We start from the raw sequence: 23,647 nt of genomic DNA, 5'->3' as shown, positions 1-23,647 counted from the left end.
TTAATAAAAGTTATTGTATACTATTTAGCATAAGCCATGCATCCCCATGCTCCAGAATCTGAACTCTCTGTAAACTTACATCCTCCTACACATATATATTGTGCAGTTGCTCCTGTTCCTTGATGAATAGGTCCTGTTGTTGTTGTTCTTGTTGCAACTTGTGAACCAGTTTGTAAATGACTTATTGTTCCTGTTGTACTAGTGCCATTACTCCATGAACCTATTGTTAAGCATATAAATATACATTGATTTGGTGTTGCACTGCTTACCATACCTCCTGCATCATTTGAATTTCTATTACCACTATCTATTACAGCATTAGAACCTTTAGCAAAATATGTAGTATTTTGAACAGAAGTATTAATATTGCTATAATTCGTTTGTAAGTAACTTGAATTAGCCAGATTAGTTCTTCCAATCTCAGTTTTAAGTATTTTGTTAAGCGCAAGCGGGCTTTTAGAAATAGATAACATGGCTGTCGAGCTACTTGCGATGGCAGACATGGCTGTCGAGCTACTTGCGATGGCAGACATGGCTGTCGAGCTACTTGCGATGGCAGACATGGCTGTCGAGCTACTTGCGATGGCAGACATGGCTGTCGAGCTAGAGATTACTATATTTAAGAATCCCTGATTATTTATTATTGTGTTTACTGCTATTTGTGAGCTTGCCACAGCATTCATTGCTATTTGTGAGCTTGCCACAGCATTCATTGCTATTTGTGAGCTTGCCACAGCATTCATTGCTATTTGTGAGCTTGCCACAGCATTCATGTATTTATCACTTCTAGCTAACGCATCCGAAGTGTTGATATTTATATTGTCTATCCCCGCTAGCTTCGCTGCGGTTTTTGCTATAGCTAAATCAATTTCCTTGATAGAATTGAAAGCTACTTCGTCACTTGATAAAGCTGTTATAACACTTAAATTATTTTCTATGCATTGAAATATAGCAATTATATTATTTTTGTCTAAGTTATTATTTGATAATAAATCTTTTACACTTATAAAATTAGTATTCATATTTTCAACTATAGGAAAAATCTTATCTTGGTATTCTATGTTAGTTGAATTAATCATACTAGTCATATTTGTTATTAAAGTATTTATATCTAACTTAAGTATACTATTATGAGTTTCTAAAATCTTTGTAAGTACAAGTCTAATAACATTTGCATTTGCTAAAACTAAATCTAATGTATCTTGATTAGATAATAGTAGCTGTGTAGCTTCTAAATTCTCAAATATCATCCTAACTGATTCATGATTTGTTGCTATATGAGTCATTGCTTCAGTACTATTGATTATAGCTTCTCTAATTACATTATTTTTTAAAATTGCCCTTATAACTGCTGGCTCTGCTGTAACTTTTAAAATGTATTGTCCTAACAAATCCATAGCATTACTACTTGCCACAACAGCTTCCATGCTTGATTCACACATAGTTAAAGCTACTATTGCATTACTATTATTAAGTATCACATTAGTAGCTTTTGTATTGGCTAATATTTCATCTATAGTTGTAAGACTTTCTAAATCAGCATTATTAAGACTAAAAGCGGAATTAAACCATGCGCCTATAGTTGTTTTTTCCTGCTCTCTAGTAACATATCTATCATAACCGTCTTTAAATTTTTGCTCTAATGAATTGTAATATTCTATAGTCATTCCCTTTACTACATTATCAGCATTTCCTAAACTAAATATATCTGTTCTATAAAAAGCATTTAATTGTTCTCCTAGCTTGGTACTTTTATCAAATAGATTATCAATATCCGTTTCTGAAAAAGCTGCATATACTACTTCTCTAATTCCTCGATTAGAAAATAAGTATAGACTATTTAAATATAGCTCTTCCCATATTCTAATATTACCATCATAAAGTACATAACTGTCTAGCTCATTTAGTTTTAAATCATTCAAATAGTTTAAAAAATTCAAAGGTTCGCCTTGTATGTCACTGTTTACCTTATATACCTCTGACCAGCTCATTAAATCACCCCTTCACTTGTAACAGATTCTTGTATCATTCCATTTTCAAAATTAGTTATTGTTGTACTGATTAATATATCATTTATATACTTTTCTTTTGATATAGAACCATTAGCATTAAACTTTGTAATATACTTGATATTATTATCTAATACCTCTGTTATAGAGCCATTCGTATTAAATTTTGTCTCTTTATTTTTAAAAGTATCTAATTCAGAAAGTTTTTCTTTTTCTTCAGTTGTATAATCTTCTGTAGAAAGTCCTTTTCCTTCTACTTTCTCAACATATATATCATGAACATGTTCTAAATTGGCTTTTTTATCTAATCCATCTTTTAATAGTCTTTTTATCTCTATGCTAGAGTAAGTACTTTCAAGAGATTCTATATCATCATTAATAGTGAATTTTATAAGTTCAATAGTTGAACCACCATTAACTACAGTAATTTCAATATCTATAGCAATTTCATTAAATAATACTATATTATTATCATCTATAATTTTATAAGATGTAATCAAACTTTTCTTGTTAAGTTTATCTATAGAAGATACTAGTATTTTTTGAGTAACAAGATTATGCTCTACTGAAAGTTCAAATCCTCCATCAACTTCAATCCATTCAGATGTATCATATGATTTATTAAATGCTACATTTATTCCACCAGCAATAAGCTGCTCTATTTTTAAATCTAGTTTATTAAAATCATAAGTTAATCTCTCTTTTAAAGTATCTTTTATCTGACCATCTGTTGTTTCTTTTGATTGTAATATTTCTCCCGCTGTATCTAAATTTTCTAATTCATTGAACCTTTTTTCAAACTCAGTTATTTTATTGCTAACAGTGGTTGTCATATCTGTTTTAGCAGTATCTACTTCAATTATTTTATTATCAACCTCATCTACTTTATCATCTACTTTTTTCTGCATATTAATTATAGATGTTTGCCTAGTTGATTCATTTAATTCTCTAGTTTCCTCATTACTTTTTCTAAGTTCTTCATTCTCTTCTCTTTTAGTTTCTGAACTTTGTCTTGTTATTTCATTTGCTTTTCTTGTTTCTTCATTAGTTTCTCTTGTTGTTTCACTAACTTTTCTAGATTCTTCATTAGTATTTCTAGTTTCTTCACTAGCATTTCTTACTTCTTCACTTGCTTTTCTTGTCTCTTCATTTATATTTCTAGTTTCTTCGCTAGTATTTCTTACTTCTTCACTTGCTTTTCTTGTCTCTTCATTGCTTTTTCTTAGTTCTTCATTTTCTTCTCTTATATCTTCATTACTTTTTCTTAGTTCTTCACTTTCTTCCCTTTTAGTTTCTGATTCTTGCCTAGCTACTTCACTAGTAACTCTTGTTTCTTCACTAGTGTTTCTTACTTCTTCACTTGCTTTTCTAGTATTTTCATTTGATTCCCTTGTTTCTTCACTAGTTTTTCTTATTCCCTCATTTGATTCTCTAACTGTCTCATTGTTTTCTCTTGTTTCTTCATTTGTATTTCTAGTTTCTTCACTTGACTCTCTGACTATCTCATTGTTTTTTCTTATCTCTTCATTAGCTTCTCTTGTTGTTTCATTTGTCTTTCTAAGTTCCTCATTCGCTTCTCTAGTCGTTTCACTTGTCTTTCTAGTTTCTTCATTAGTTTCCCTAGTAAGCTCTTGCGTTTTTCTTATTTCCTCATTATCACATCTTTCAGCTTCATTACCTTTTCTTTGATTTTCACTTTCAATTCTTATATCCTCATTGCCAACTCTTACATTTTCAGAACTTATTCTAATTTCTTCATTAGATTTTCTTACATTTTCATTTTCTTGTCTTTCTTCTTCATAACTTAATACATTCAATATGTCTTTTATTATATCCCAACTAGGCTCATCCTCTATTGCATTTCTATTTATACTTTTTTCAACTTTTATTATTGTAGAAAATGTAGTAACTACCTTGTCATCTTTATATAAAGTTATCTCAGAAGCAACATCACCTTCCTCTGAAAGCTCTATATGACTTAATTCAGTATAAACAGTTGAACCTTCTATAGTACAATTCTTCTGAGTAACTCTTCCACTTGGTAAACTAAAAAATGCTAATGCTGTATATTCAGTTAAATCAACATCTATAGAATCTTGTACTATCCTCATGTTATAAGATACATTATTATCATTTTGCTTATATCTAGCTATTTGATACATCTTTGTATTGATGTCTACAATATAAATTCTATCTCTCAAGATTTATCACATCCTCTCTATGCATCTATTCCTCCATTAAACTCTTCAACACTTTCTTTTAACCAATTGTAGCAAGCTTGGACTTGATTTACTCCACTTATATCCAGCGTATTTGTATCTAAATATAAAGCAAAATCATCTTCCTTCATCATATAGTTTTTAACAATTATTGGTTGCTTATTATCTAATCTTCTTTGCTCATCTTTATATCCAGCAATAAATACATTACACTTTTTTGCACCATAACTACTATTTATTGTTGTTATCCTCCAATAGTTAGCAGTTTGACCCATTGCATTTGTTATATCCTTAGAAATTGCCATGTTGTTCTTCTCCTCCCATTATTGAAAAATATTCATGTTCTTTATCAATTCTACTTCCCTTTACACTAAAGTCTACTTTCCCAGTATATCCAGATACTTTAAAATATCCATTCTGCTTTTCTACAACTTCAACTTTTCCATTAGAAGGAAATACTGCATATCTTGAAATAGCTTTAGCATAAGTACTGTCTAATTTAACTATAGTTCCTGTTTCTTCTACTTCTACATCAAATAAAATATCTTCTATTAATGTTTGAGGACTGTCAACTGGTGACATACCAAAAATAGTCCCATCAATTTCAATAGAACCTCCTTTTTTAGTCCCATCATCATAAAAAGCGTGTCTTTCTCTTCCATCACAATAAATTGCAGCAGTTCCATCATTCCATGCTACAAAACCAGTCTCTTCACTCTCTGTATACAGTCTTAAAGCTCCAGACATATCAAAAACTGCACTATCCCATCTAATTTCATCTTGATAAAAATAAACTTTTGAACGAGAAAAGTTATTATAAATAGTTGTACTACCTATATAAAAATTTACCGAAGAACCATCTACAGCTACATAATGACTTCTATCATACTGAAATCTAATTGATTTACCTATACCAACCCCATTTAATGCAGTAGCATCTATTGCACATTCAGCTCCATTACCTGAAAAAAGTAATATTCTTGGGTTTGATGAACTAGCACCTATTCTGTCACATAAAATAGTACCTGTATCTATATAATCAGCATTTATATATAATCTACTTCCACTTAAATATATTCCACAATTTCGATTCCCTGTTAATGCATCAAATACTGCTTTTTGGTCACTAGTTAAAACACTTTCATAGTTGTTTTTATCACCTATAGACAATTCATTAGCTCTTATATTAACTTTTCCATTGCTATCCACTTGTAAAGTTATATATCCATCATTATCTCTCACAGTTAAATTTCTACCATTTATAAATTGCCCCTCTAAAGTACCAGTTCTAATGTAACTTGCATTTAAATATAACTCATTCCCAACCATATATAGTCCTTTAGCAAGACCATTATTAGTTAATTTGTTAAATATCTCAAGTTGAGTTATATTATCTATTTCTCCTCCTATAATTGACTCTAGTGACTTCCCTTTTAATGTAAATGTTGTTGCACCTATATGAACATTTCCAAAACTGTCTATATTTAAAGTTGTTTGGCTGTTTCCATCAACCACAACTAAATTTTTAGCTTCAATATACTGCCCTTTTACTTTTCCTACATTTATCTTATCTGCATCTAAATCTCTTATAACTGCATGACCTATAGCTGCTTCTTCAAAATATTCAGCTGCATCACTTAACTTCCTTGTTGTTGCACTAACTTCATTTGAAAATTCATTATAGTTATCATGTGTATTTCCAGCTCTGACTTTGTAATACCAAGTTTGCATAGGTTTAACTTCATGTAGCAATGAACTCGCTTGACCCACATATATCCTATTTGTATATCCTATTGTATCTGGTTCAAATCCTTTTATTTGGGATGCATATACTTCATAGTTATAATATAGTTTATTGTCAAAAGTCCAATCTAACTGAATCATACTCCATAACCCTAGTGCTGTTACATTTGATGGCTCTGGAAGTGTATCTGGAAAATTATCACTTTCAATTACAATATTATCTACATTATTTTGAACCTTATCTATTTTTTCTTCTAAATCATCTATTCTTTCATCTTTAAAATGATTTACTAAGTCACCAATTTCAACCGAATTGTATTTCTTTAATACTGGATTATATTCAGTTTTTACTACCCTTGCAGTAGCATTAATACCTAAGTTATAATCTCTAACTATTATTTCATCATCCATATTAACAGTCTCAAGCATCTTATAACTTTTATACTCTTCTGTAGTTGATAAATCTACAAATTCAACTTTGTAAGTAACTTTAGGTAAATCAACACTATTTTTAACAAAATAATCTTTGCACTTATTCCTTAAGCTTTCTTCATTTTTCACATCATCATCTGTAAAATCAACTGCAACAATTCTTTGAGTTGGATAATTATTTATATATTTGCTTTCTATATATTTTTCTGATAGTGTAATTTTCTTATTTTTACCACTTTTTTTAGTTGCATATGGATATATCTTAGTTATGACTTCCTGTGTATCATAAGTTGCTGTAAGACCTGTTATATTTTTCCTATATGCTAGTAATACATTATTGCTTTCTCCAATATTATTTAATAAACTTATATTAAAATTATCTCTCTTTAATTTAGATTTGTTGTTAAATAACTCTTTAATATCAGATATAGCATTGTGTGGACTTACACATGATATTGAAAAATCTTTATTTCCAGTTATATCTGAATATCCTACAAATCTATTTTCTTCAGTACAGGACCTAAATATTTGATTAAGAACCTCTTCACAAGTAACATTTTTAAGTTCTAAAGTCTCTATAAAATTATTTAACAAGTCATAACTAATATGTTCTGCTTTAACTAATATTTTTCCATCAAGTTCTTTAGAAATATAGTAAATCCTAAATAACTGATTTTTAAGTTTTGGAGAAGCATCAGCCATAACTATTTTATTATAATCAATTTCATCAAATAAAAAAGAGCCCACATAATATGTAAACTCTAACTCAAACAACCCATTTAATTCTTCTGTAATCTTTGCTTCAACTGCATCTTTTAATATTCCTAATCCATTATTTTTAAAATTTGTTTCATTTGCTTTATATAACCTAAGCAATCTATAACACCACCCATCTAGGTTCTATCTCTATTTTTTCTACATCTCCAGTGTATGTTATTATATTTTCACCATGTTCAAATGTTGGAAAATCTCCAAACATTCTACTATTCTCATTAACTATATCATTTGTATGAATATCTACCTTATAAGCATTCATAAGTTCACAATCAATATATATATGTCCCTGAACTTCTGTAAGTTCTATTATTTCATTATTTATTTTTAATTCTATATCACCATTTCCAAATACTTTTATAAGAGGATACGAAGCCATTCCAGTATTTATTAACTTAGAATTTGATTCATTTATTGTAATTAAATTACTAATTAGCTGTTTTTTGAGTGGTTTACATTCAAATGTAATCTTAAAATATCCTAAATCCTTTATAACTTCTTCTAAATCAAGTTTATTAATACAAACTGCTTCTCTATAATAGTTTGGGTCACTACTTATAATAAGATTTTTATATGAAAAGTCTGTTTGTAACCACATCTTTATTTCAGATGATAGTATGTTAATATCTTTACCATCTACATCTATATAACATTCTATTTCAAGATTAAAATTACTATAACAACCTTCATCTAAAATAAGACTGCCATTCCTTCCTGGAATCTCTATTCTTTCAAATCTCCGTTCTGGTGATGCAAGTTCATTAATATCTGTAATTACAATACCAAAATCTCTACTATTTATCTCACCATATTGAAAAGAAACTAGTTCATTTTCACTGACACAATATTGTAAAGCCAAATTATCACCTCCTATACATAAAAAAAAGATGCTTCAAATTTTTCTTTTGATACATCCTTTTCTATTTACTTTGCATATTTTTATCAAGATATGATATAATAAAAGCAAGAAGAACTACAATCTATTGTCAGTAGAGTGGAGTTCATCATAAATGATGTTATTTGAATTTATGGAATTTGATTTTTAAATCAAACTCCCAACCACTCTTAGTGCCAGCTTTGAGTGGTTTTTTACATTTTCTAAATAACTTACTTATCAAGTAAACTATATAGCTAGCTAAAATACTAGCTAGTACACCTTGTAAAAAATTATCCATACATAATCACCTCCCTTCTTAATGTTGGGAGGATAATCCTTTGTTTGTATGAATTCCACTCTTAGATTATAGGTTACATCTTCTTGCTAAAATCATTATACCATAATCTGGATATTGAAAATATATTTGTCACACTAAAACTTTAATTTTCGATTTGTAATAAATGCTATTTCAGAACCTATTTGCTCTACGTCTTGTTTAGTATTATTTATAAACTTTTCTATATGTAAAGTCAACTCAACTCTCTTATCACTACTTTTTTCATTATCAACTTTACTATTATTATTTATATTAACAGTTGCATCCTTCAGTAAATTATTTGAGGCTATCCCTCTTGCCAGAGTATCTGAGTATGCTATACTTTGTAAGTTTTCTATTTCATTTCTAAACCTTGCTGCTTCTTTTCTTCCTCCTGTAGGTATATTTACATCTTTAAATCCTATATTAGAAAGTTGTTTATTTATAGAATTAACTATGTCACTTAAAACTTTACCCAATGCTCCTTGCATAGATTTAATACCATCTATCATGCCCTGCATAGAATCTTTACCAGTTTCCATAAACATAGCTGGTACTACTCCAAATTTATCCTTAAAACTTTCAATTTGTTCCTCTATACTTTTTTGCATTTCTTGACCTAGTTTTCTATATTCTGCATCATAAGTTTTTTTCAATTCTTCAATTTCTTTTTCTATTCTATATTTTTCATCTTCTGTATCTTCTTTGGCTCTTCTTTCAGCTATTTTCTTCTTTTCTTTGTATAATCTTTCGTATTCTTCTAGTTGCTCTTTTGACATCTTGTTGATGGCTTCTATTTCATTATGAGCTTGTGGTCTTTTAGCTAATAGTTCCTCATACAAATCTTTACCTACTTTTGTAGATAAATCTGCCATATCAGTGTCCCATTTTCTAAGTACATCAACTTGCTCTTCTAGGTTTTCCATTAACTCATCATTGTCAATTTCTTCAAATGTTACAGAAGAAAATAAGTCTGTATAATCCATTAAAGATTTTACTCTTGAGTCATATATCTTTTGATATTCTTCATTTAGTTTCTTTTGGTCCTCAATATATTTCTTATCTAAGTTTGCTACTTTTTCAGCATAATCTTCTTTAATATCATTATATTTTTTATTGAAATCTCTTTCAGCTTTTATTTTTTCTTCTCTAAGTTTTTGTAGTTCTTCTTGATGCTTTTCAGTATCTTCTTTTTCTTTTTTATCATACTTTTTATTAATTTTTTCCAACTTTTCTCTGTATTCTTCCTGGTCTTTTACAGATTCCTTATTATACTTATCTTTTATTTTCTTTAAGGCTGCTAACTTTTCTTTTTTATTCTTATATTTCTTTGCTTCTGCTTCCTTTATATCTTCGTTTTCTTTTTCATTTCTTTCTTTTTGTTTTTTCTTATGTTCTTTATCTAATTCTGCTATTTCTTCAGCTTTTTCTTCTTGTAGCTTTTGAACTTCCTTATTAAACTTTTTAATTTCTTGTGCTTCTTTTATGTTTCCATTACCTATTATTGCTTGGACTGTTCTAAGTGTATTTGTTAATCCTTCTTCTATGTTTGACAATCCATCTAAATACGCTTTTGCTGAGTTTTCTCCTGCTTTTTTAAATTGTGAGGCTATTCCTGATGAAGAACTACCTATACCTTTTGTCATAGTATTAGAAAGTTTGCTAATAGAGTCTAGTATACTTCCTCTACTTGATGTAAAACCTTCCATTGATGCTCTAAATATCCTTGATGTTGGTAACATATCTTGCTGAATAAAATTATTGCTATTTTGAGGAATCATAGAACCACTTCTAAAAAGTCCACTTACTTTATCTTTTATTCCATTTATTTTACTTGTAATTCCTCCAAGTATACCGCTTATTGCTTTTTGTGCGGCTTTAAATGGAGCTGTCAAAATATTAGATATTGTACTAAATACACTTGAACATACTGATTTTACTGCATTTGCACCATTACTTACTGCTGTTTTTATATTACTCCATACATTTGATATTGCTGTTTTTATATTATTCCATATAGTTGTAACCGCTGATTTTAAGGAATTAAACCCTGATGTTGTTGTATTTTTTACATTTGATACTGAGCTTGTAGCACTCGATTTAATATTATTCCATGCATTTGATACTGCTGTTTTGATTCCACTCCATATCGAAGATGTTATATTTTTTATTCCATTCCATGCACTTGACACTACCGACTTGACCGCATTCGACACACTACTAGCAATTGATTTTATTCCATTCCATGCGTTTGTTACAACTGTCTTAATTCCATTCCAAATTGTACTTGATATGTCCTTTATACTATTCCACGCATTTGTTACAACTGCTTTTACAGCATCTACTGCACCCATTACATATGGTTTTATTGCATCCCAAACACTTTGTATTACGCTTTTTATACCTTCCCATATCGATGAAGTTATATCTTTTATACCTTGCCACGCAGCTCTTGCTAATGCTTTTACTATTTCCACGCCAAGTCCTATAATTGCCTTTATAAAATCCCAAACGCTCTGTATTATATCAGAAATAGATTGCCATATAGTTGTAGCTGTTTCTTTAATTGATTCCCATGCCATACTTATCATTTCGCTAATGAATGAGATAACTGGACTTAAAAATTCTATTATACTATTCCATGCATCTGTTACTGAACTAACAATACCATTCCATGCGTTTGTAGCCATTTCTTTAATACTTTCCCATAACTCGCCTAAAAAACTTGTTATATTAGTCCATATAGTTGTTGTCCATTCTAAAATGCTATTCCACACATTGCTAACACCTTCAGATATACTTGTCCACAAACTGTTGCATCCTTCTGTTATACTGCTCCATGCATTTGATAAACTCTCTGTTATGCTATTCCAAGCATTTGAAACTGCTTGAGTTATTTTATTCCACGTATCAGCGAATCCTTTGTCTGTATTACTACACCAAGTGTCGAAATCGCTTTGAGATGTATCAATATTCTTCTTGATTTCATCTCTTAATACTTCCCATCTCGATTTTATTTCTCCTGTTGTCCAATCAATTTTTTCCACTTGACCTTCTGCTTGTTTTTGAGCTTCTGAAACAATTTCTTTGTGCATTTCTTGTGCTTTTTTTACTGCTTCATCTTTTTGTTTTGTAGCTTCTTGAATTACTTTATTTGCGAGCTCTTCATTTTCTTTTCCACCCTCGGCTCTAAGTTGAGCTGCTAACTTGAGTCTCTCATTGTACTCTTCATTTGCTGATTTTACAGTTTCATCTCTTTGCTTTATAGAATTTTTTACAACATCTGCTGCTTGTTTTGCTGAGAGATTTGTAGCATTAACTCTCATTCTTTCCATTATCGCTGCTTGTTCTGCTTCACTTTCAGACATGACATTTACAGCTGTATTTAACATTTCTGTTTTAATACGATTTATTTCATCTGCTTCAGATTGCGTCAGACTTCTATTTTCTTCACTTGCTTTAGTTAAAATTTCTTTTACTCTAGCTGTACTTTCTTCTACTTTCTTTTCTTTGTTACTATAAGCTTCGTCAGTATTTTTTATTAAAGCTTCTTTTTCTTTGTCTGATAAAGTGATTGAGCTAACAAACATTTCTTGTAATGTTGCTTTACTGCTTTCTTTTGTTTCATTTAACTTTGATGTTATTTGACTAGACATAGAATCAAAGTTACTTATTAAAGTATCCTTCATTTCAGTCGAAACAGTTTCTCCAGACCACAACATTTGGTTTAAGGTTGTTGTTGTTTGTTCTTCCAAATCCATAAAAGCTCCAACCGCTTTTTGTGTCCCATCTGATATGTTTTTTCCAAACCTTTCTGAAACTTGAATTGAGTCTTGTGACATGTGTTTATTTAAAGCTACAAAAGCCACTCCTAAAGCTACTATCCCAGCTACTACTAAACCCACGGGGCCCATTAATGCTGTCATAGCCTTAGACATTTTTATCATTCCTGCACTTGCTCCTACACTTGCAGGTGTTATTATTTCTCTTGCAATAGCAAAACTTGTGGATAGAAATGTAAATGCTTTTCCTGCTGTACCGATTGCAGCAATGGCCTTAGGTATTGTGATTGCCATTGTCCCAAGGACTACTAATAAAGGTCCTATTGCTGCGACTACAGCTCCTATCGATACAATTATTCTAGCGAAACTAGGATTACTCTTTGCCATTTCGCTGACACTTTTCATAAAAGCAGTTGCCATTTCAGCCACTTTAGCAACCACAGGCATCATAACTTCACCCAAATCAGACATCATATTTTTCGCTGAATTCAATGCATCTTCAAGTTTAGTCTTTGTAGTATTATCCAGTTGCTCAAACGCTTTATCACAAAGTCCAGTAGAATTTTTCATATCTCCCAGCATTTGATTAAATGAATCAGCACTCTTTGTCCCTTCAATTATTTCTCCTGTAGTTTCATTAACTGCGTCACCTAGTAAAACATTAGCTGCCTTTGCACCTTCTGCTGAACCAAATAAGTCTGACAGAGATAAGCTATTTTTCTTTGCATAATCATTTAATATTAATAATACATCTGCTGTTGATTTACCTTCTTTTTGTAAATCAGCAAATCCTTTGTCTGTTAATTTTTTAAGTATCTTATCAACTTTAGTTCCACTCTTTCCAAGTTCATTATACATTGCATTCATATACGTTGTAGCTTCCGCTGATGCAATTCCCTTTGCAGTTAATATAGCATATCCGGCTCCAAGTTGTTCTATACTGACATTCATACTTTTTGCAGTTGGAATTATTTTACCCATAGAACTTGCAAGTTCATCCACCGTAATCTTGCCCTTATTTTGGGTCTGTATAAGTACATCACTTACATGAGCCATATCTTTTTGCGACATGCCATATGCATTTTGAATTGTTGTTAAAACATCTGTAGCTTTTGCTAAATCTGTTAAACCTGCTGTTGCTAGTTTATCTGCTTGTGCTAAAAATTCTGTTACATTTGCTTGTTTTACACTTGCAGATATAGCATTATAGGCAGCATTAGCATATTCATCATAAGCCATTCCTATTTCATTAGCACCTTCTTTTAGAGAGTTTGCATAAGCATCCCACTCACTTTTTCCACCCTTAACTTTTTCTGTATTTAGTTGTAGTATAGAGTTAACAACTGACATTGCTTGTTCTGTGTTTGTAGCTGCTGTTACTGCTGCTGTTCCCATTGCAATTAGTCCAGTTGTAACTGTAGAAGTTAGTGTTTGACCAATATCTCTCATTTTACCACCAATAGCATCAAATGGCATACTTCTTAATGAATCACTAAGTCTATTAGCTTCTGCCTCTGCATTATTCATAGCTGTTCTCATATCAGTTAAAGAATCTTCTCCATTTTCGATTTCATTACCTAATTGAGTCTGAGAATTTTTAAGTCTTTCAATAGCTTCTCTATATCTTTGTGACTGTTCTGAACTTTCTCCATACATACTATTACAACGTTCTAATTGTTGTTCATATCTTTCTATTTTGTTTCCTATTTCAGTGTACTTTTGCTTTGACTTATCTATTTCACTTGTAAGTTTAGATATACCTTGAGCATATGCATCGATTGTGTTTCTAGCTGTTTTTAGTTCATTCTCAGTCTGTTTTATAGAGTTTTTTAGTGATGAAAATGGTCCACTTGAAGTTGATGCTATCTTATTTAATTCGGATGCTGCTAATGCTGATTGCCTCCCTATTTGTGTCAAAGAATTTGCTGTATCAGAAATTTGTTTTCCCATTGCTGTCATAGCAGTACCAGTAGACTTAGTGTGTGAATTAAATTGACTAAGTTGTTTAGCTGCGTCAGCAAGAGCTTTAAAAAACTTCCCTCCATCTAGGTCTAAATAACCAACTGCTGTTCCTAATTCTAAGGACATATTTTTCCCTCCCTTCCTCAAAATTCCACATAAAAAAACACCTACTATTTAAGTAAGTGTTATTTTCAATTTATTCTTTTTTATCTTCTATAAGTTTTTCTATATTGGTATTCAACTGAGCTAGCTGTCTAATTATCATCCAATTTTGTTCTGTTAAAGCACTAAGGTATCCTATTTTTGCTTGTTCCTTTGCATCAGTAAAGCTTAAAGCCATTCCAGTCTTAATAAGACCATTACCAAACAAATCACTTGCTATTCTCTTTAACACTATTAAATCTTTTTCATCTAAATTTTCTAACTGATATTTCTTCATAAATTCTTGAATTTCATACTCTTTTTTTTCTTCTTTTGTCATATTTTTAAGTCTTTCATAATACTTTGCAGTTTCTTCTCGATTTTTCTCTTTTTCTTCTTTTGTAATTTTACTTCCAAATAACGACATAAAATACTCCCTCTCTAACTCAAATATATTTTTTAATTTAATTGTACAATACATAGTTAATATAATATAAATCAACAGATGTACTTAATCAATTTAAAACAATTTTTACATACCACTTAGTTAATATAATACTAGAAGAGGATGAATTAATTAAATATCTTGTTTATATCTTTACATACCACATAGTTAATATAATAAGGTAGCTGAATAAGTTTTTTTATCCATTTTAGGCAGCTTTACATACCACATAGTTAATATAATAGCCTAAAATAAATTGAGCATTTTAAATCCTTACACATATAAAACCATATTAAAATTGCAGTGAGTAACCAGTAGTGTTTTTGATATATCACAAAATATGCTTATATCGTAGTAATTTCAATGATTACATCCAATGTATATAAAAAATCAGACACTGCAAAATATCTATATTATCATTATATCATAAATTAACATTAATTTATTCTATCCATCTAGAATATTTTACCTATTATTTTTTTTCTTTTTCTCTAATGCTATTTGGACAAAAGTTTTTCTCTCATTTTTATCTATAGTTTTCTTTTCATCATTTTCAAATTTAAGCTTTTTATCATTTTTTATAGCATCTACTAAAAACATACAAGCTTCATCGAAACAAAAAGAAGTATATTCATCTTTAATTCTTAATATCTCACTAGGCATCTTGTTGTACATTATCACTTGATTTAGAATCCTCAATATCTGTGGACTCTTGATGAAAGTTTTCTAGTGACTTTGTACCTCCTTGAATACGATTAAATAATGTTAATCTTTGTTCAATAGAAAGTTCCAATCCTATTTTTTTAATCTGAGCATATGTAGGGTTAACTAACACTTCTTTAGCCACTATATCCATCATTTCAAACATTTCTTTTGAGAAATTAGACTCATCATTCATCTTCTTTAGTACTTTTTCACCTGTACTATCTTTACTTTCCTTCTCTTCAACTAAACTCATTGATGCTGACATTAGGCTGTTTGGTATCTTACCAGCCATTGCAAGAGCCATTAAGTCAGGTTGCTTTACTTCTGCAACTAACATAGTTCCATCTAAAAATCTTCCAACTTCTATTACCTCAGTCAATTTTATTTTCTTTAATTCTTCTAAACTTGTTACTTTAAGTTCATTCATATTTGTGTCCCCTTTCTAAAAAAAGCTCTAGTTAATTACTAGAGCTTTAATCCATTTATATACTTACACTAACTTCTTCAACCTTATATGTTTCTCCATTTGTTAATCCTATTATCTCTGTTCCTGTTAATGCTGCTTTATCAGACTCAGTATCTGTTAATGTTCCATCTGCTAAAGTATATTTTATATTACTATTAACTGTAACCTTATATATTTTACCTGCTGTTAATCCTGTTATCTTTTTATCTCCTGCTGTTGCTCCTGATACAGATGCACTATCTAAAAATACTTTTGTAGCTTCATAACCATTAGGCAACTCTTCTACTATTTCAACCTCATAAGGAGATTGCCCTGTATTAGGTCTACTATTTATAACATATTCATTTGAATAATATTCTCCATCTTTAAAGTTAAGTGGAACAGATTTTCCTTTACAATTTGGGAAAGTAGTCTTAGCAAATTGTCCAGTATCTCCTCCTGGTCCAACAACAGAACTATATATTATTGTTTTAAAAGATTTCTTAGAAAAAGTCTTTCCTACTTCAGGAGCTAAGTATCTCTTAAAGCTACCATCTTCCTCTTTTTCTATTGTTCCACCTTGCATTATTTGAAGTATTTCTGGACAAAACACATTGTCTTTTAATGTTAAATCATATCCTAAGCTTGTATCTTCTGCTGCTCTATTTGCTATTATTTTTTTCTTTATTTTTAATGTTAATTCTTCACCTTCAGAAATGATTTCCTCTGTCCCTATCTCATCAGATGTATCAAATGTATATGTAACTGGATTTTGTTCAACTGTTTCAATTTGAACTAATACAACATCTGTAAGTGGGTATTGATTTAATATTTGTACTGCCATATTTATTACCTCCTAATTTGTTTGTTTTCATAATAACTTAATCTTGTAAAATAAGCTTGTTTCTCATCATCTATAAGAATAGGTAAAGCTTCATAAGCTTGTTTTATTCCTACTATTTCATCCATTACATTTTCAATATTTGTCTTGTATTCACTTACTTTAGAATACTGTCCAATTGGATAAAATACATATATCTCAAATAAATCTTTTATTATATTTTTTTCTGTTGTTTGTAGTGAACCTTTTTCAAATATAACTAAAAAAGGCTCTATGCATAATCCTTGATGTTGCCCAATTGAATACACATTAAAACCTTTATTTTTTAAATGTTTATATATTTTTTTAAACATGTTTCACCTACTTTAAAATCACATCAAGACCCCTTATAATACTTGGTCCACATTTCTCTATAGTTGGCATTATAATTGGATATGGTCTACTTCCTGGATGATTAACTTTTTTAACAGGATGTGATGCTCCATCCCAAAATAAGTAACTTCCTGGTCTTGCTTCTATAACATGTGGTCCTGTACCTTTTTCTAAGTATAATCCATAGTCAACTCCATGACTAAGTGCTATCCTTATAGTATCTCCTTGCCATTCCCAACTACCATGTAGCCTGTTTTTAGCCTCATGAGTATGGTCTTTCCATGGTCTATCATTTTTAGCATTACTTTCTAGTAACTGAGATGAAGTATCTGCATAAGCTCCTAGTGCAGCTTTGGTTTTCATTTCTCTACTTACTAAGGCATTAAGTAGTTTGTTAGCATCAAATTTAAATCCATTGCTCATACTATCTCACCTTTCCTAACTTTAAATCAAAATAAATATTCATTCTATTTTGATTTCCAAGGTCCTGTATAACAAACTTATTATTATCCAAATACATAAAATCACCTTGTTTTATTTTTATTGTATCTTCATCATAAACAACCATTAAATATTGCTCTTTATCTTTTATAACAACACCTTTATCCTTTGTTATTTGACTTATGGAGCTACTTCCTTCATGATATAAGCCTATTACATTGCAAATTATATTCTCTTCATCTGAAGGCTCTCCAAACTCATTTACTCCAACTCTTTTTACTATACCTTCTGTTGGCATCTTATTTATAGCCTTAATTATCTTTGGCTTTACTTTCTGAGCTATCATAGACATCTACTTCCATTTGTCTTATATTTTTTTGCTAAATTTAACCAGTATAATTTATTTTCTGGCATGCTTAATCCTCCAGGTAAAGTGATACTATCATTTTCAGCCTTTAATATACATAACTCATACATAGTACTTTTAAAATCTTGATTGTTTTTATTATAGTAATAAGTAATTTCATCATCAGAAAAAAAAGGTGATTGTTCTTCTCTAAGTTCTATTTTTATATTTTTTAAAACTTCTAAATCCATACTATCACCTACTAAATCTACATTTTATAATTTATGCTTAAATTCAACTATTCTTATTTGTTTAGGTTCATAAACTCTTGTCCAGTTTTCACCTTTTGCTAACTCTAATCTTGAAGGTCCTTCTGTTTTAGCTACACTTGCATTAGTAAATTTTATACCTCTTGGATGTAGTATATATGTTTTTCTATTGATTAAATAATCTACTCCAGAACCTTTTTTCTTATCTCTATCTATCTCAGTAGCTACAAATCCTACTGGATTACCATTTCCTAAAGCTATTGCTCCACTACCAAATAGATAAGAAGTATAAACACCTTCTTTTGTTACAGGACAACCATCATCAACTATAACTAATTTATCTTGATAAACGTCAAAGTCTGGACCTGCATCTGGTCTAATAGTTTCTATTAAATTTTGCTTTTTAAGTGCTGATTTTGTAGCTGAATGCATTGCTATAGCCTTTAATTGTTCTTGTGCATCACCTAATAACTGTTGTGCATCTATAAAAGCTGCTGGTGACCATTTTGCTGCATTTCCTGTTGCGGCTGATATATCTAATTTATTTGTTGTCATATTTGCAGATAAGAATATACCATTTAAAACTGCTATAAGTTCTTTTTGCATATCTCTAGCCCAGAAGCTTCCAACTAAGCTTGCTATTGCTGCCATTGGGTCTTTTCCTGCCATAGCTGCTGATAAATCAGTAGCTGCCCACATTTTCGCTCTTCTTAATATAGCTGCTGCATCTTGACTTGAAGTAATTTTATTTGGTGTTAAATCAGCATCTTCTATTATTTGTTCTGATTCTCCACTTAAATCTTCAAAGAAAGGCATATTTACAACTGGTGCAGCTTGAGAAGCTAAAGCATTCAAACTTGCATCATTTGTAATTATTCCACTTTGATATAGAGCTGATAACTCCATGCTCTTGTTTATTACATATGGGTTAAATAATTCTGGTACTATTACATCACTTAATTTTGTTACTGCCATTTAAATCACTCTCTTTCTTATAAATTTATTCCTGCTTGAGCTGCAAATTCTTTAGCTTTATCAGGGTTTTCTTTTAATAATTTTCCTTGTTCTGTTAAATTGAATGTTTCTTTTATAAAAGGATTATTGACTACATTTGATTTTCTCGGGAAATTACCTGGTGAACCAGTATTACTTGGAGTAGAACTTTCAAACCATTCTTTATATGTTTCTGATATGTTTTTAAATTGTTCATCTAAGCCTATAATTTCTCCAGTATCTTTTACTTCAATCTTATCAATATCAAATTCTTTGCATAAGAGCTTCTTATATTTTTCATTTACTCCAGATAATTTAGAATTTATGGCATAGTCTATAGTCATATTTTTTATTTTGGCTTTACTCGTGCTATCAAGTTCGTTATATTTATTTTCCCATTCTTTCACTTTTGCTTCTATATCTTCACTGTTTTTACTATTTTTCTTCAAATCTGATATAGTATCATTTGCACCTTTTATTTGCTCTTCTAAGGCTATTTTTTGTTCTTTCAACTTATTGTATCTTTCATCTATGTTTTCTTCCTTAGAAGTGTAAATTTTATCTTTTTTCATACCCTCAATTATGTTTTTTATGTCTGTATCTTGGTATCCTAATTTTTTTAATAATTCTTCCATTATTACCTCCTACACTACGCTTTTATACGAGTTTTGCTTCTCTAGTATAGTTTGCTATTTATTTCTTTTACGCCTACATATAGCTAAAAAAGGCAATAAAAAAACACCTACTAATTTTTAATTTCAGTAAGTGCCTTAATCTTCTTTTATTACTCCAATTTCTTTTAATTTCTTTCTAAATTTTGTTCTTATTTGTGCTTGTTCCTCTTCAGTTCGATCTACTTCCCTAATAGTCTCCCCCCACGGAATGTCTTTCCATCTTGGATGGCTGAAAGGTTCTAAGTACTTATCATCTTCAAATTTATTACACATTTTATAGCTCCTTTGACTATTATAAATATTTACTCTTCCATTACACCTATTTTCTTGAGATGCTCCCTAAACTTCTTTTTGTTCTTAATCCTATCTTCTTCTGAGATTTCTTCATGATCTATCACTTCAAATCCAATTGGTGAATATTGTGTTCTCCATAAAAACATATCATGAGGAGATAATTCTTTATAAGCATCTCCTTTTTCTTCATCAGATAGCTTTATAAATTCTTCTATTGTTAGCATTTAATTCACTTCCTCTAATAAAATATGAATTGTTCCCTTAATTCTTTCAATTTCAATAACTCTAAACCTTGAGCCTCGTTTATATAATACTTCTTGTTCTTTAGGGTTATATTTACTTACATCTTTTCCTTTTTGTGAATTTAATATATACATCTGTACTTGACCCTCAGGATTATAAGTACTTCCTTTTGTTGTTGAAGTATAGTCATAATTAGTAACTATCTCCCCCAACTTGTACATACTTACGAATCTTTAATTTAAGTAAGTGTCTTTAATCTTCTTTTAATACTCCAATATCTTTTAGATGTTCTCTAAGTATTTTTTTATATTTTTTTCTTTCTTCTTCTGGAATGTCTCTATATCCTATAGTTTCACCCCATGGTACATCTTTCCATCTTGGATGACTAAATGGTTCTGAATACTTATCATCTTCAAATTTATTATCCATTGCGTTCCTCCATTAATATATAATATTTTCCATTCATTTCTTCTAACTCAATTATTTCAAATTTAGAATTTCTTCTATACAAAACTTCTTCTTCTTTTTCATTGTACATACTTATATTTTTACCATTCTTAGAATTGAATATATATATTTCTACTTGACCCTCTGGATTGTAGGTTTTTCCTTTTGTGGTTGAAATAAATTCTGCGTATTGTATAGTTTTTCCAATTTCATGCTCAATTAAAAAAGCTTCTAAACTTTCTTTATTATAAAAATATAATGACCTTGTAATATCCCCTTCATAATTTGGCATTTTATCTAAAACTCTATCTAAGTTATTTATAAACCATTCATCTTCTTCTGTCAATTTAATATTTCTTCTTAACTTCTCATTAATTTTATAGGCATCTCCACCCATATATTTATATAAAGCTAACATTTCATCTTCAGTTGGTTCTTTATTCTTATTAACTTTTCCTTCTATTCCTGCAAACTCTAATCCATATTCATCAAACCATTCATCAAGTTTAGAATTTTCTTCTCCATCTATCCAGTTTCTTAACTCTTTACCTATATCCTCCATACTCATTGGAATATCATATTCAAATGTACACTTTCCTAGAGGATGTTCTAATGGTAACTCTTCTGGAATGTATGTTTTTCCATTTCTATCTGCACAAACTTTACACATTCTAGGATGATGTGACGACATCCATTTAATTCCTTTAACAAATGGATTCTTCTTACAGCTTTCTTTAGCTGTCTTTTGATATGCATGAGTTATATATGTGGATGCCAGTCTATAGGCATTAAAATCTATCTTTTTATTATTTTTAGGGTATACCTTTGACCAATCATAATCTTTCTTTACCTTTGGATTAACATACTTTTCTAAATCTTTTGCTATATCATAACTACCTCTTTTTTCTGCTAATCCTCTACTTACAATGTAGTCTAAATCCTTCTTAGTTTTATCTATATTACTCCAAATTCTATCACTTAATTTAATTTTATCTTTGTACATACTACCAGATATAACTTGTCTTAGTACATCTTCATGAACTTTACTAAACATATCAGTGAATTGTGGCTTTAAATTAACTGAATAGTTATCACATATGTTATTGAAAAAGCTTAATTGTTCATCTGTAGTAGTTTTTATTACTTTTGATATTTCACTTTCAATATCTTTTTTTAGCTTCTTTCCTAACCTATCATACTCTTTACTTAAATAAATTATACTTTCTCTTAAATATTGTTCAGTTAATGTGTTAGAGTTAACTTTATTTAATTTTTTTGCATACTCATTAGCTATATCTTTATATAATTGTCTTATCTTCTTAGTAGTTTTATTTGAAGATATATCTCTGACTCTTTCAGCATTCTTCATAGCCTTATTAAACTTATTTGTCATTAGTCATCAACTACTTCTTTTGGTTCTTTTTCAGCAGTTTCTTCCTCTGATTCTTCTATATCTGTAGCTTCTGATTCTTCTTCCAGATTGAAGCTTTCTTCTAATATTTGTCTTTCTATTGACATTTGTTGTAATTCTTCATCTGCTATATCATCATTAGTATCAGTCCACTTCTTAATGAAAGTTTTCCTAGACATTGCTTGAGCATTTACTTGTTGAATATCAAGTAATTTCTCAGAATCCTCATCCTCTTGTAATGGATACTGATTTTCAACTAGCACTTCATAGGAATCTGCATCTAATTTAGGTATTTGAGCTATGTTATATACTTCTATCATCTCTATCATAGCTCGTATTAACCATTCAAGAGCTGGACCCCATGATTTCATTTTTTCTTCACATCTAGTTATTAGTTGCCAATACAAAGCCTTCATTGATTTGCCTGATGTCATCATACCTTTAAGGTCTTGATTATTTATAAGTGGTATATTCAATACCTCATGCATATCTGACTTAATTCTATTAAGTGAATTTTCTATTCTGTTATCATATCCAAAGTCAGTAGGAATTGTATTAATTTGTGCCTGTTTTTGGTCAGCAGTTTGAGATGTTTCTACATCCCAATAAGCACCTGGCTTTATTTTGAAATGTTTACTTGACTCTTCTTCAACATCAACACCATATATAATACGATTCATTCCTTTTTTAAGAGTATCTATATCCTCAGAAGCAAGCTTATTATAAGCCATCTGATTATCAAATATCTCTTCTATATCACTCTCACCTTTTAAATCACCAAGTAAACCATCATTAAGAATTACATAACAAGGTATTCCACTAAGTTTTAAATCTGTATCACTTACTATTTCTTCTATACATAATCCATAACCATTATAGATACCTTCACTTAATATACATTTTCCATTAACCATTTCATATTTTTGTTTCCAAATTCTCTGTTTATCTTTTTCCACTTCTTGATTTGTTTGATGGAAAAATACGATTTTCTTAAGTTCATCAAATTGGTTATCAAAAGGCTCATATATAAACTCTAAACTGGGTACAAACATTATCTTTAAACTCTTGCTTTCTTTATCTGCATGTAGTTTTATAGCTATTCTTTTACCAATAAAACAATCTCTAGCTGCCTTAATTAATTTATCTGAAAATAAATTTCTCTTTAGAATTTTGTTAATACATTTGTTTATTTCTTCTGCTTTTTCTTTATCTAAGTCATTTTCTGGGCTAATTGTAAATATTGGTGTCTTTCCAAATAAAAACCTTGCTTCTTCTTTAATTAGCTTCTTAATGTAATTTGTTCTTTTTCTTGTTTGCTTATAATCTTGTTCCTCTTCTATCCAATGTTGTCCTGTACCTTCATACTTATCATACAGCCTTATAATTTCACCCATTTCTCGTATTACTTCTTGACCATATAAGCCTGTAAGTTCCATCTGAATTATATCTATCAAATCTAACATGTT

23 protein-coding genes are annotated in these 23,647 nt (G+C 29.9%); all 23 read right to left on the bottom strand.

Going from position 1 to position 23,647, the window contains the following annotated elements; all coding sequences use genetic code 11:
• Positions 1-20 precede the first annotated feature (20 nt).
• The 23 genes from Q3223_RS04725 to Q3223_RS04615 all read right to left on the bottom strand — a co-directional run bounded on the left by Q3223_RS04725 (position 21) and on the right by Q3223_RS04615 (position 23,644).
• Entirely contained in the window at positions 21-1,991 is a 1,971-nt protein-coding gene (locus tag Q3223_RS04725) for a phage tail protein (protein WP_407811698.1), read from the bottom strand.
• Entirely contained in the window at positions 1,991-4,210 is a 2,220-nt protein-coding gene (locus tag Q3223_RS04720) for a hypothetical protein (RefSeq protein ID WP_407811697.1), read from the bottom strand. The genes Q3223_RS04725 and Q3223_RS04720 overlap by 1 nt, the downstream gene beginning before the upstream one ends.
• Before the next feature lie 17 nt (positions 4,211-4,227).
• Positions 4,228-4,533, bottom strand: a complete 306-nt coding sequence (locus Q3223_RS04715) for a hypothetical protein (RefSeq protein WP_021426484.1) — start codon at positions 4,531-4,533, stop codon at positions 4,228-4,230.
• Positions 4,520-7,279, bottom strand: coding sequence for a phage tail spike protein (locus Q3223_RS04710; RefSeq protein WP_407811696.1), 2,760 nt, complete (start codon positions 7,277-7,279; stop codon positions 4,520-4,522). The genes Q3223_RS04715 and Q3223_RS04710 overlap by 14 nt, the downstream gene beginning before the upstream one ends.
• A gap of 1 nt (position 7,280) precedes the next feature.
• Positions 7,281-8,036, bottom strand: coding sequence for a distal tail protein Dit (locus Q3223_RS04705; RefSeq protein WP_054276802.1), 756 nt, complete (start codon positions 8,034-8,036; stop codon positions 7,281-7,283).
• 157 nt (positions 8,037-8,193) lie between these two features.
• The gene (locus tag Q3223_RS04700) at positions 8,194-8,352 is read right to left on the bottom strand and encodes a type I toxin-antitoxin system toxin (protein ID WP_054276803.1); all 159 of its coding nucleotides are present in this window, start codon (positions 8,350-8,352) and stop codon (positions 8,194-8,196) included.
• A 134-nt stretch (positions 8,353-8,486) separates the two neighbouring features.
• The gene (locus tag Q3223_RS04695; RefSeq protein WP_407811695.1) at positions 8,487-14,240 is read right to left on the bottom strand and encodes a phage tail tape measure protein; all 5,754 of its coding nucleotides are present in this window, start codon (positions 14,238-14,240) and stop codon (positions 8,487-8,489) included.
• Between the two features lie 70 nt (positions 14,241-14,310).
• The gene (locus Q3223_RS04690) at positions 14,311-14,682 is read right to left on the bottom strand and encodes a hypothetical protein (RefSeq protein ID WP_407811694.1); all 372 of its coding nucleotides are present in this window, start codon (positions 14,680-14,682) and stop codon (positions 14,311-14,313) included.
• A gap of 483 nt (positions 14,683-15,165) precedes the next feature.
• Entirely contained in the window at positions 15,166-15,381 is a 216-nt protein-coding gene (locus tag Q3223_RS04685) for a hypothetical protein (protein ID WP_407811693.1), read from the bottom strand.
• A complete protein-coding gene (locus tag Q3223_RS04680) occupies positions 15,356-15,832 on the bottom strand; it encodes a hypothetical protein (protein ID WP_054276806.1) in 477 nt (158 codons plus the stop codon). The genes Q3223_RS04685 and Q3223_RS04680 overlap by 26 nt, the downstream gene beginning before the upstream one ends.
• A 55-nt stretch (positions 15,833-15,887) precedes the next feature.
• Positions 15,888-16,694 carry a hypothetical protein gene (locus Q3223_RS04675; protein ID WP_021365403.1) on the bottom strand — a complete coding sequence of 269 codons (807 nt, stop codon included), beginning with the start codon at positions 16,692-16,694 and terminating at the stop codon, positions 15,888-15,890.
• A gap of 5 nt (positions 16,695-16,699) precedes the next feature.
• Positions 16,700-17,044, bottom strand: a complete 345-nt coding sequence (locus tag Q3223_RS04670; protein WP_021408083.1) for a hypothetical protein — start codon at positions 17,042-17,044, stop codon at positions 16,700-16,702.
• A 7-nt stretch (positions 17,045-17,051) separates the two neighbouring features.
• On the bottom strand, positions 17,052-17,486 hold the full coding sequence (locus tag Q3223_RS04665; RefSeq protein WP_021426494.1) for a hypothetical protein: 435 nt from the start codon (positions 17,484-17,486) through the stop codon (positions 17,052-17,054).
• A gap of 1 nt (position 17,487) precedes the next feature.
• Positions 17,488-17,850: a hypothetical protein gene (locus Q3223_RS04660; RefSeq protein ID WP_021426495.1), complete on the bottom strand. Its 363-nt coding sequence runs from the start codon at positions 17,848-17,850 to the stop codon at positions 17,488-17,490.
• Positions 17,847-18,101, bottom strand: a complete 255-nt coding sequence (locus Q3223_RS04655) for a hypothetical protein (protein ID WP_021408084.1) — start codon at positions 18,099-18,101, stop codon at positions 17,847-17,849. Before Q3223_RS04655 ends, Q3223_RS04660 begins: the two co-directional genes overlap by 4 nt.
• A 24-nt stretch (positions 18,102-18,125) precedes the next feature.
• Positions 18,126-19,094 carry a major capsid protein gene (locus Q3223_RS04650; protein ID WP_021408108.1) on the bottom strand — a complete coding sequence of 323 codons (969 nt, stop codon included), beginning with the start codon at positions 19,092-19,094 and terminating at the stop codon, positions 18,126-18,128.
• A gap of 17 nt (positions 19,095-19,111) precedes the next feature.
• Positions 19,112-19,747 (bottom strand): phage scaffolding protein, encoded by a 636-nt coding sequence (locus Q3223_RS04645; protein WP_054276809.1) that lies wholly within the window; start codon positions 19,745-19,747, stop codon positions 19,112-19,114.
• Between the two features lie 135 nt (positions 19,748-19,882).
• On the bottom strand, positions 19,883-20,059 hold the full coding sequence (locus Q3223_RS04640) for a hypothetical protein (protein WP_407811691.1): 177 nt from the start codon (positions 20,057-20,059) through the stop codon (positions 19,883-19,885).
• Between the two features lie 29 nt (positions 20,060-20,088).
• Positions 20,089-20,304 (bottom strand): hypothetical protein, encoded by a 216-nt coding sequence (locus Q3223_RS04635; RefSeq protein WP_407811690.1) that lies wholly within the window; start codon positions 20,302-20,304, stop codon positions 20,089-20,091.
• Positions 20,305-20,544 (bottom strand): hypothetical protein, encoded by a 240-nt coding sequence (locus Q3223_RS04630; RefSeq protein ID WP_262052576.1) that lies wholly within the window; start codon positions 20,542-20,544, stop codon positions 20,305-20,307.
• Between the two features lie 31 nt (positions 20,545-20,575).
• Positions 20,576-20,752: a hypothetical protein gene (locus Q3223_RS04625; protein ID WP_021365393.1), complete on the bottom strand. Its 177-nt coding sequence runs from the start codon at positions 20,750-20,752 to the stop codon at positions 20,576-20,578.
• On the bottom strand, positions 20,745-22,163 hold the full coding sequence (locus Q3223_RS04620) for an ADP-ribosyltransferase (protein WP_407811689.1): 1,419 nt from the start codon (positions 22,161-22,163) through the stop codon (positions 20,745-20,747). The genes Q3223_RS04625 and Q3223_RS04620 overlap by 8 nt, the downstream gene beginning before the upstream one ends.
• Complete coding sequence (locus Q3223_RS04615; protein WP_243193360.1) at positions 22,163-23,644, bottom strand: phage portal protein; 1,482 nt, start codon at positions 23,642-23,644, stop codon at positions 22,163-22,165. The genes Q3223_RS04620 and Q3223_RS04615 overlap by 1 nt, the downstream gene beginning before the upstream one ends.
• Positions 23,645-23,647 lie beyond the last annotated feature (3 nt).

The organism is Clostridioides sp. GD02367, from assembly GCF_045900275.1.
In the GTDB taxonomy this organism is placed as follows: Bacteria; Bacillota; Clostridia; order Peptostreptococcales; family Peptostreptococcaceae; genus Clostridioides; species Clostridioides difficile_A.
This window is presented reverse-complemented; position numbering and strand designations above follow the sequence as displayed.

What these genes read in the sequence shown, in the direction of transcription:
- Q3223_RS04725 (WP_407811698.1), bottom strand. Translation starts at nt 1,991, where the DNA reads ATGAGCTGGTCAGAGGTATATAAGGTAAACAGTGACATACAAGGCGAA.
- Q3223_RS04715 (WP_021426484.1), bottom strand. Translation starts at nt 4,533, where the DNA reads ATGGCAATTTCTAAGGATATAACAAATGCAATGGGTCAAACTGCTAAC.
- Q3223_RS04700 (WP_054276803.1), bottom strand. Translation starts at nt 8,352, where the DNA reads ATGGATAATTTTTTACAAGGTGTACTAGCTAGTATTTTAGCTAGCTAT.
- Q3223_RS04695 (WP_407811695.1), bottom strand. Translation starts at nt 14,240, where the DNA reads ATGTCCTTAGAATTAGGAACAGCAGTTGGTTATTTAGACCTAGATGGA.
- Q3223_RS04690 (WP_407811694.1), bottom strand. Translation starts at nt 14,682, where the DNA reads ATGTCGTTATTTGGAAGTAAAATTACAAAAGAAGAAAAAGAGAAAAAT.
- Q3223_RS04680 (WP_054276806.1), bottom strand. Translation starts at nt 15,832, where the DNA reads ATGAATGAACTTAAAGTAACAAGTTTAGAAGAATTAAAGAAAATAAAA.
- Q3223_RS04675 (WP_021365403.1), bottom strand. Translation starts at nt 16,694, where the DNA reads ATGGCAGTACAAATATTAAATCAATACCCACTTACAGATGTTGTATTA.
- Q3223_RS04670 (WP_021408083.1), bottom strand. Translation starts at nt 17,044, where the DNA reads ATGTTTAAAAAAATATATAAACATTTAAAAAATAAAGGTTTTAATGTG.
- Q3223_RS04665 (WP_021426494.1), bottom strand. Translation starts at nt 17,486, where the DNA reads ATGAGCAATGGATTTAAATTTGATGCTAACAAACTACTTAATGCCTTA.
- Q3223_RS04660 (WP_021426495.1), bottom strand. Translation starts at nt 17,850, where the DNA reads ATGATAGCTCAGAAAGTAAAGCCAAAGATAATTAAGGCTATAAATAAG.
- Q3223_RS04655 (WP_021408084.1), bottom strand. Translation starts at nt 18,101, where the DNA reads ATGGATTTAGAAGTTTTAAAAAATATAAAAATAGAACTTAGAGAAGAA.
- Q3223_RS04650 (WP_021408108.1), bottom strand. Translation starts at nt 19,094, where the DNA reads ATGGCAGTAACAAAATTAAGTGATGTAATAGTACCAGAATTATTTAAC.
- Q3223_RS04645 (WP_054276809.1), bottom strand. Translation starts at nt 19,747, where the DNA reads ATGGAAGAATTATTAAAAAAATTAGGATACCAAGATACAGACATAAAA.
- Q3223_RS04640 (WP_407811691.1), bottom strand. Translation starts at nt 20,059, where the DNA reads ATGTGTAATAAATTTGAAGATGATAAGTACTTAGAACCTTTCAGCCAT.
- Q3223_RS04635 (WP_407811690.1), bottom strand. Translation starts at nt 20,304, where the DNA reads ATGCTAACAATAGAAGAATTTATAAAGCTATCTGATGAAGAAAAAGGA.
- Q3223_RS04630 (WP_262052576.1), bottom strand. Translation starts at nt 20,544, where the DNA reads ATGTACAAGTTGGGGGAGATAGTTACTAATTATGACTATACTTCAACA.
- Q3223_RS04625 (WP_021365393.1), bottom strand. Translation starts at nt 20,752, where the DNA reads ATGGATAATAAATTTGAAGATGATAAGTATTCAGAACCATTTAGTCAT.
- Q3223_RS04620 (WP_407811689.1), bottom strand. Translation starts at nt 22,163, where the DNA reads ATGACAAATAAGTTTAATAAGGCTATGAAGAATGCTGAAAGAGTCAGA.
- Q3223_RS04615 (WP_243193360.1), bottom strand. Translation starts at nt 23,644, where the DNA reads ATGTTAGATTTGATAGATATAATTCAGATGGAACTTACAGGCTTATAT.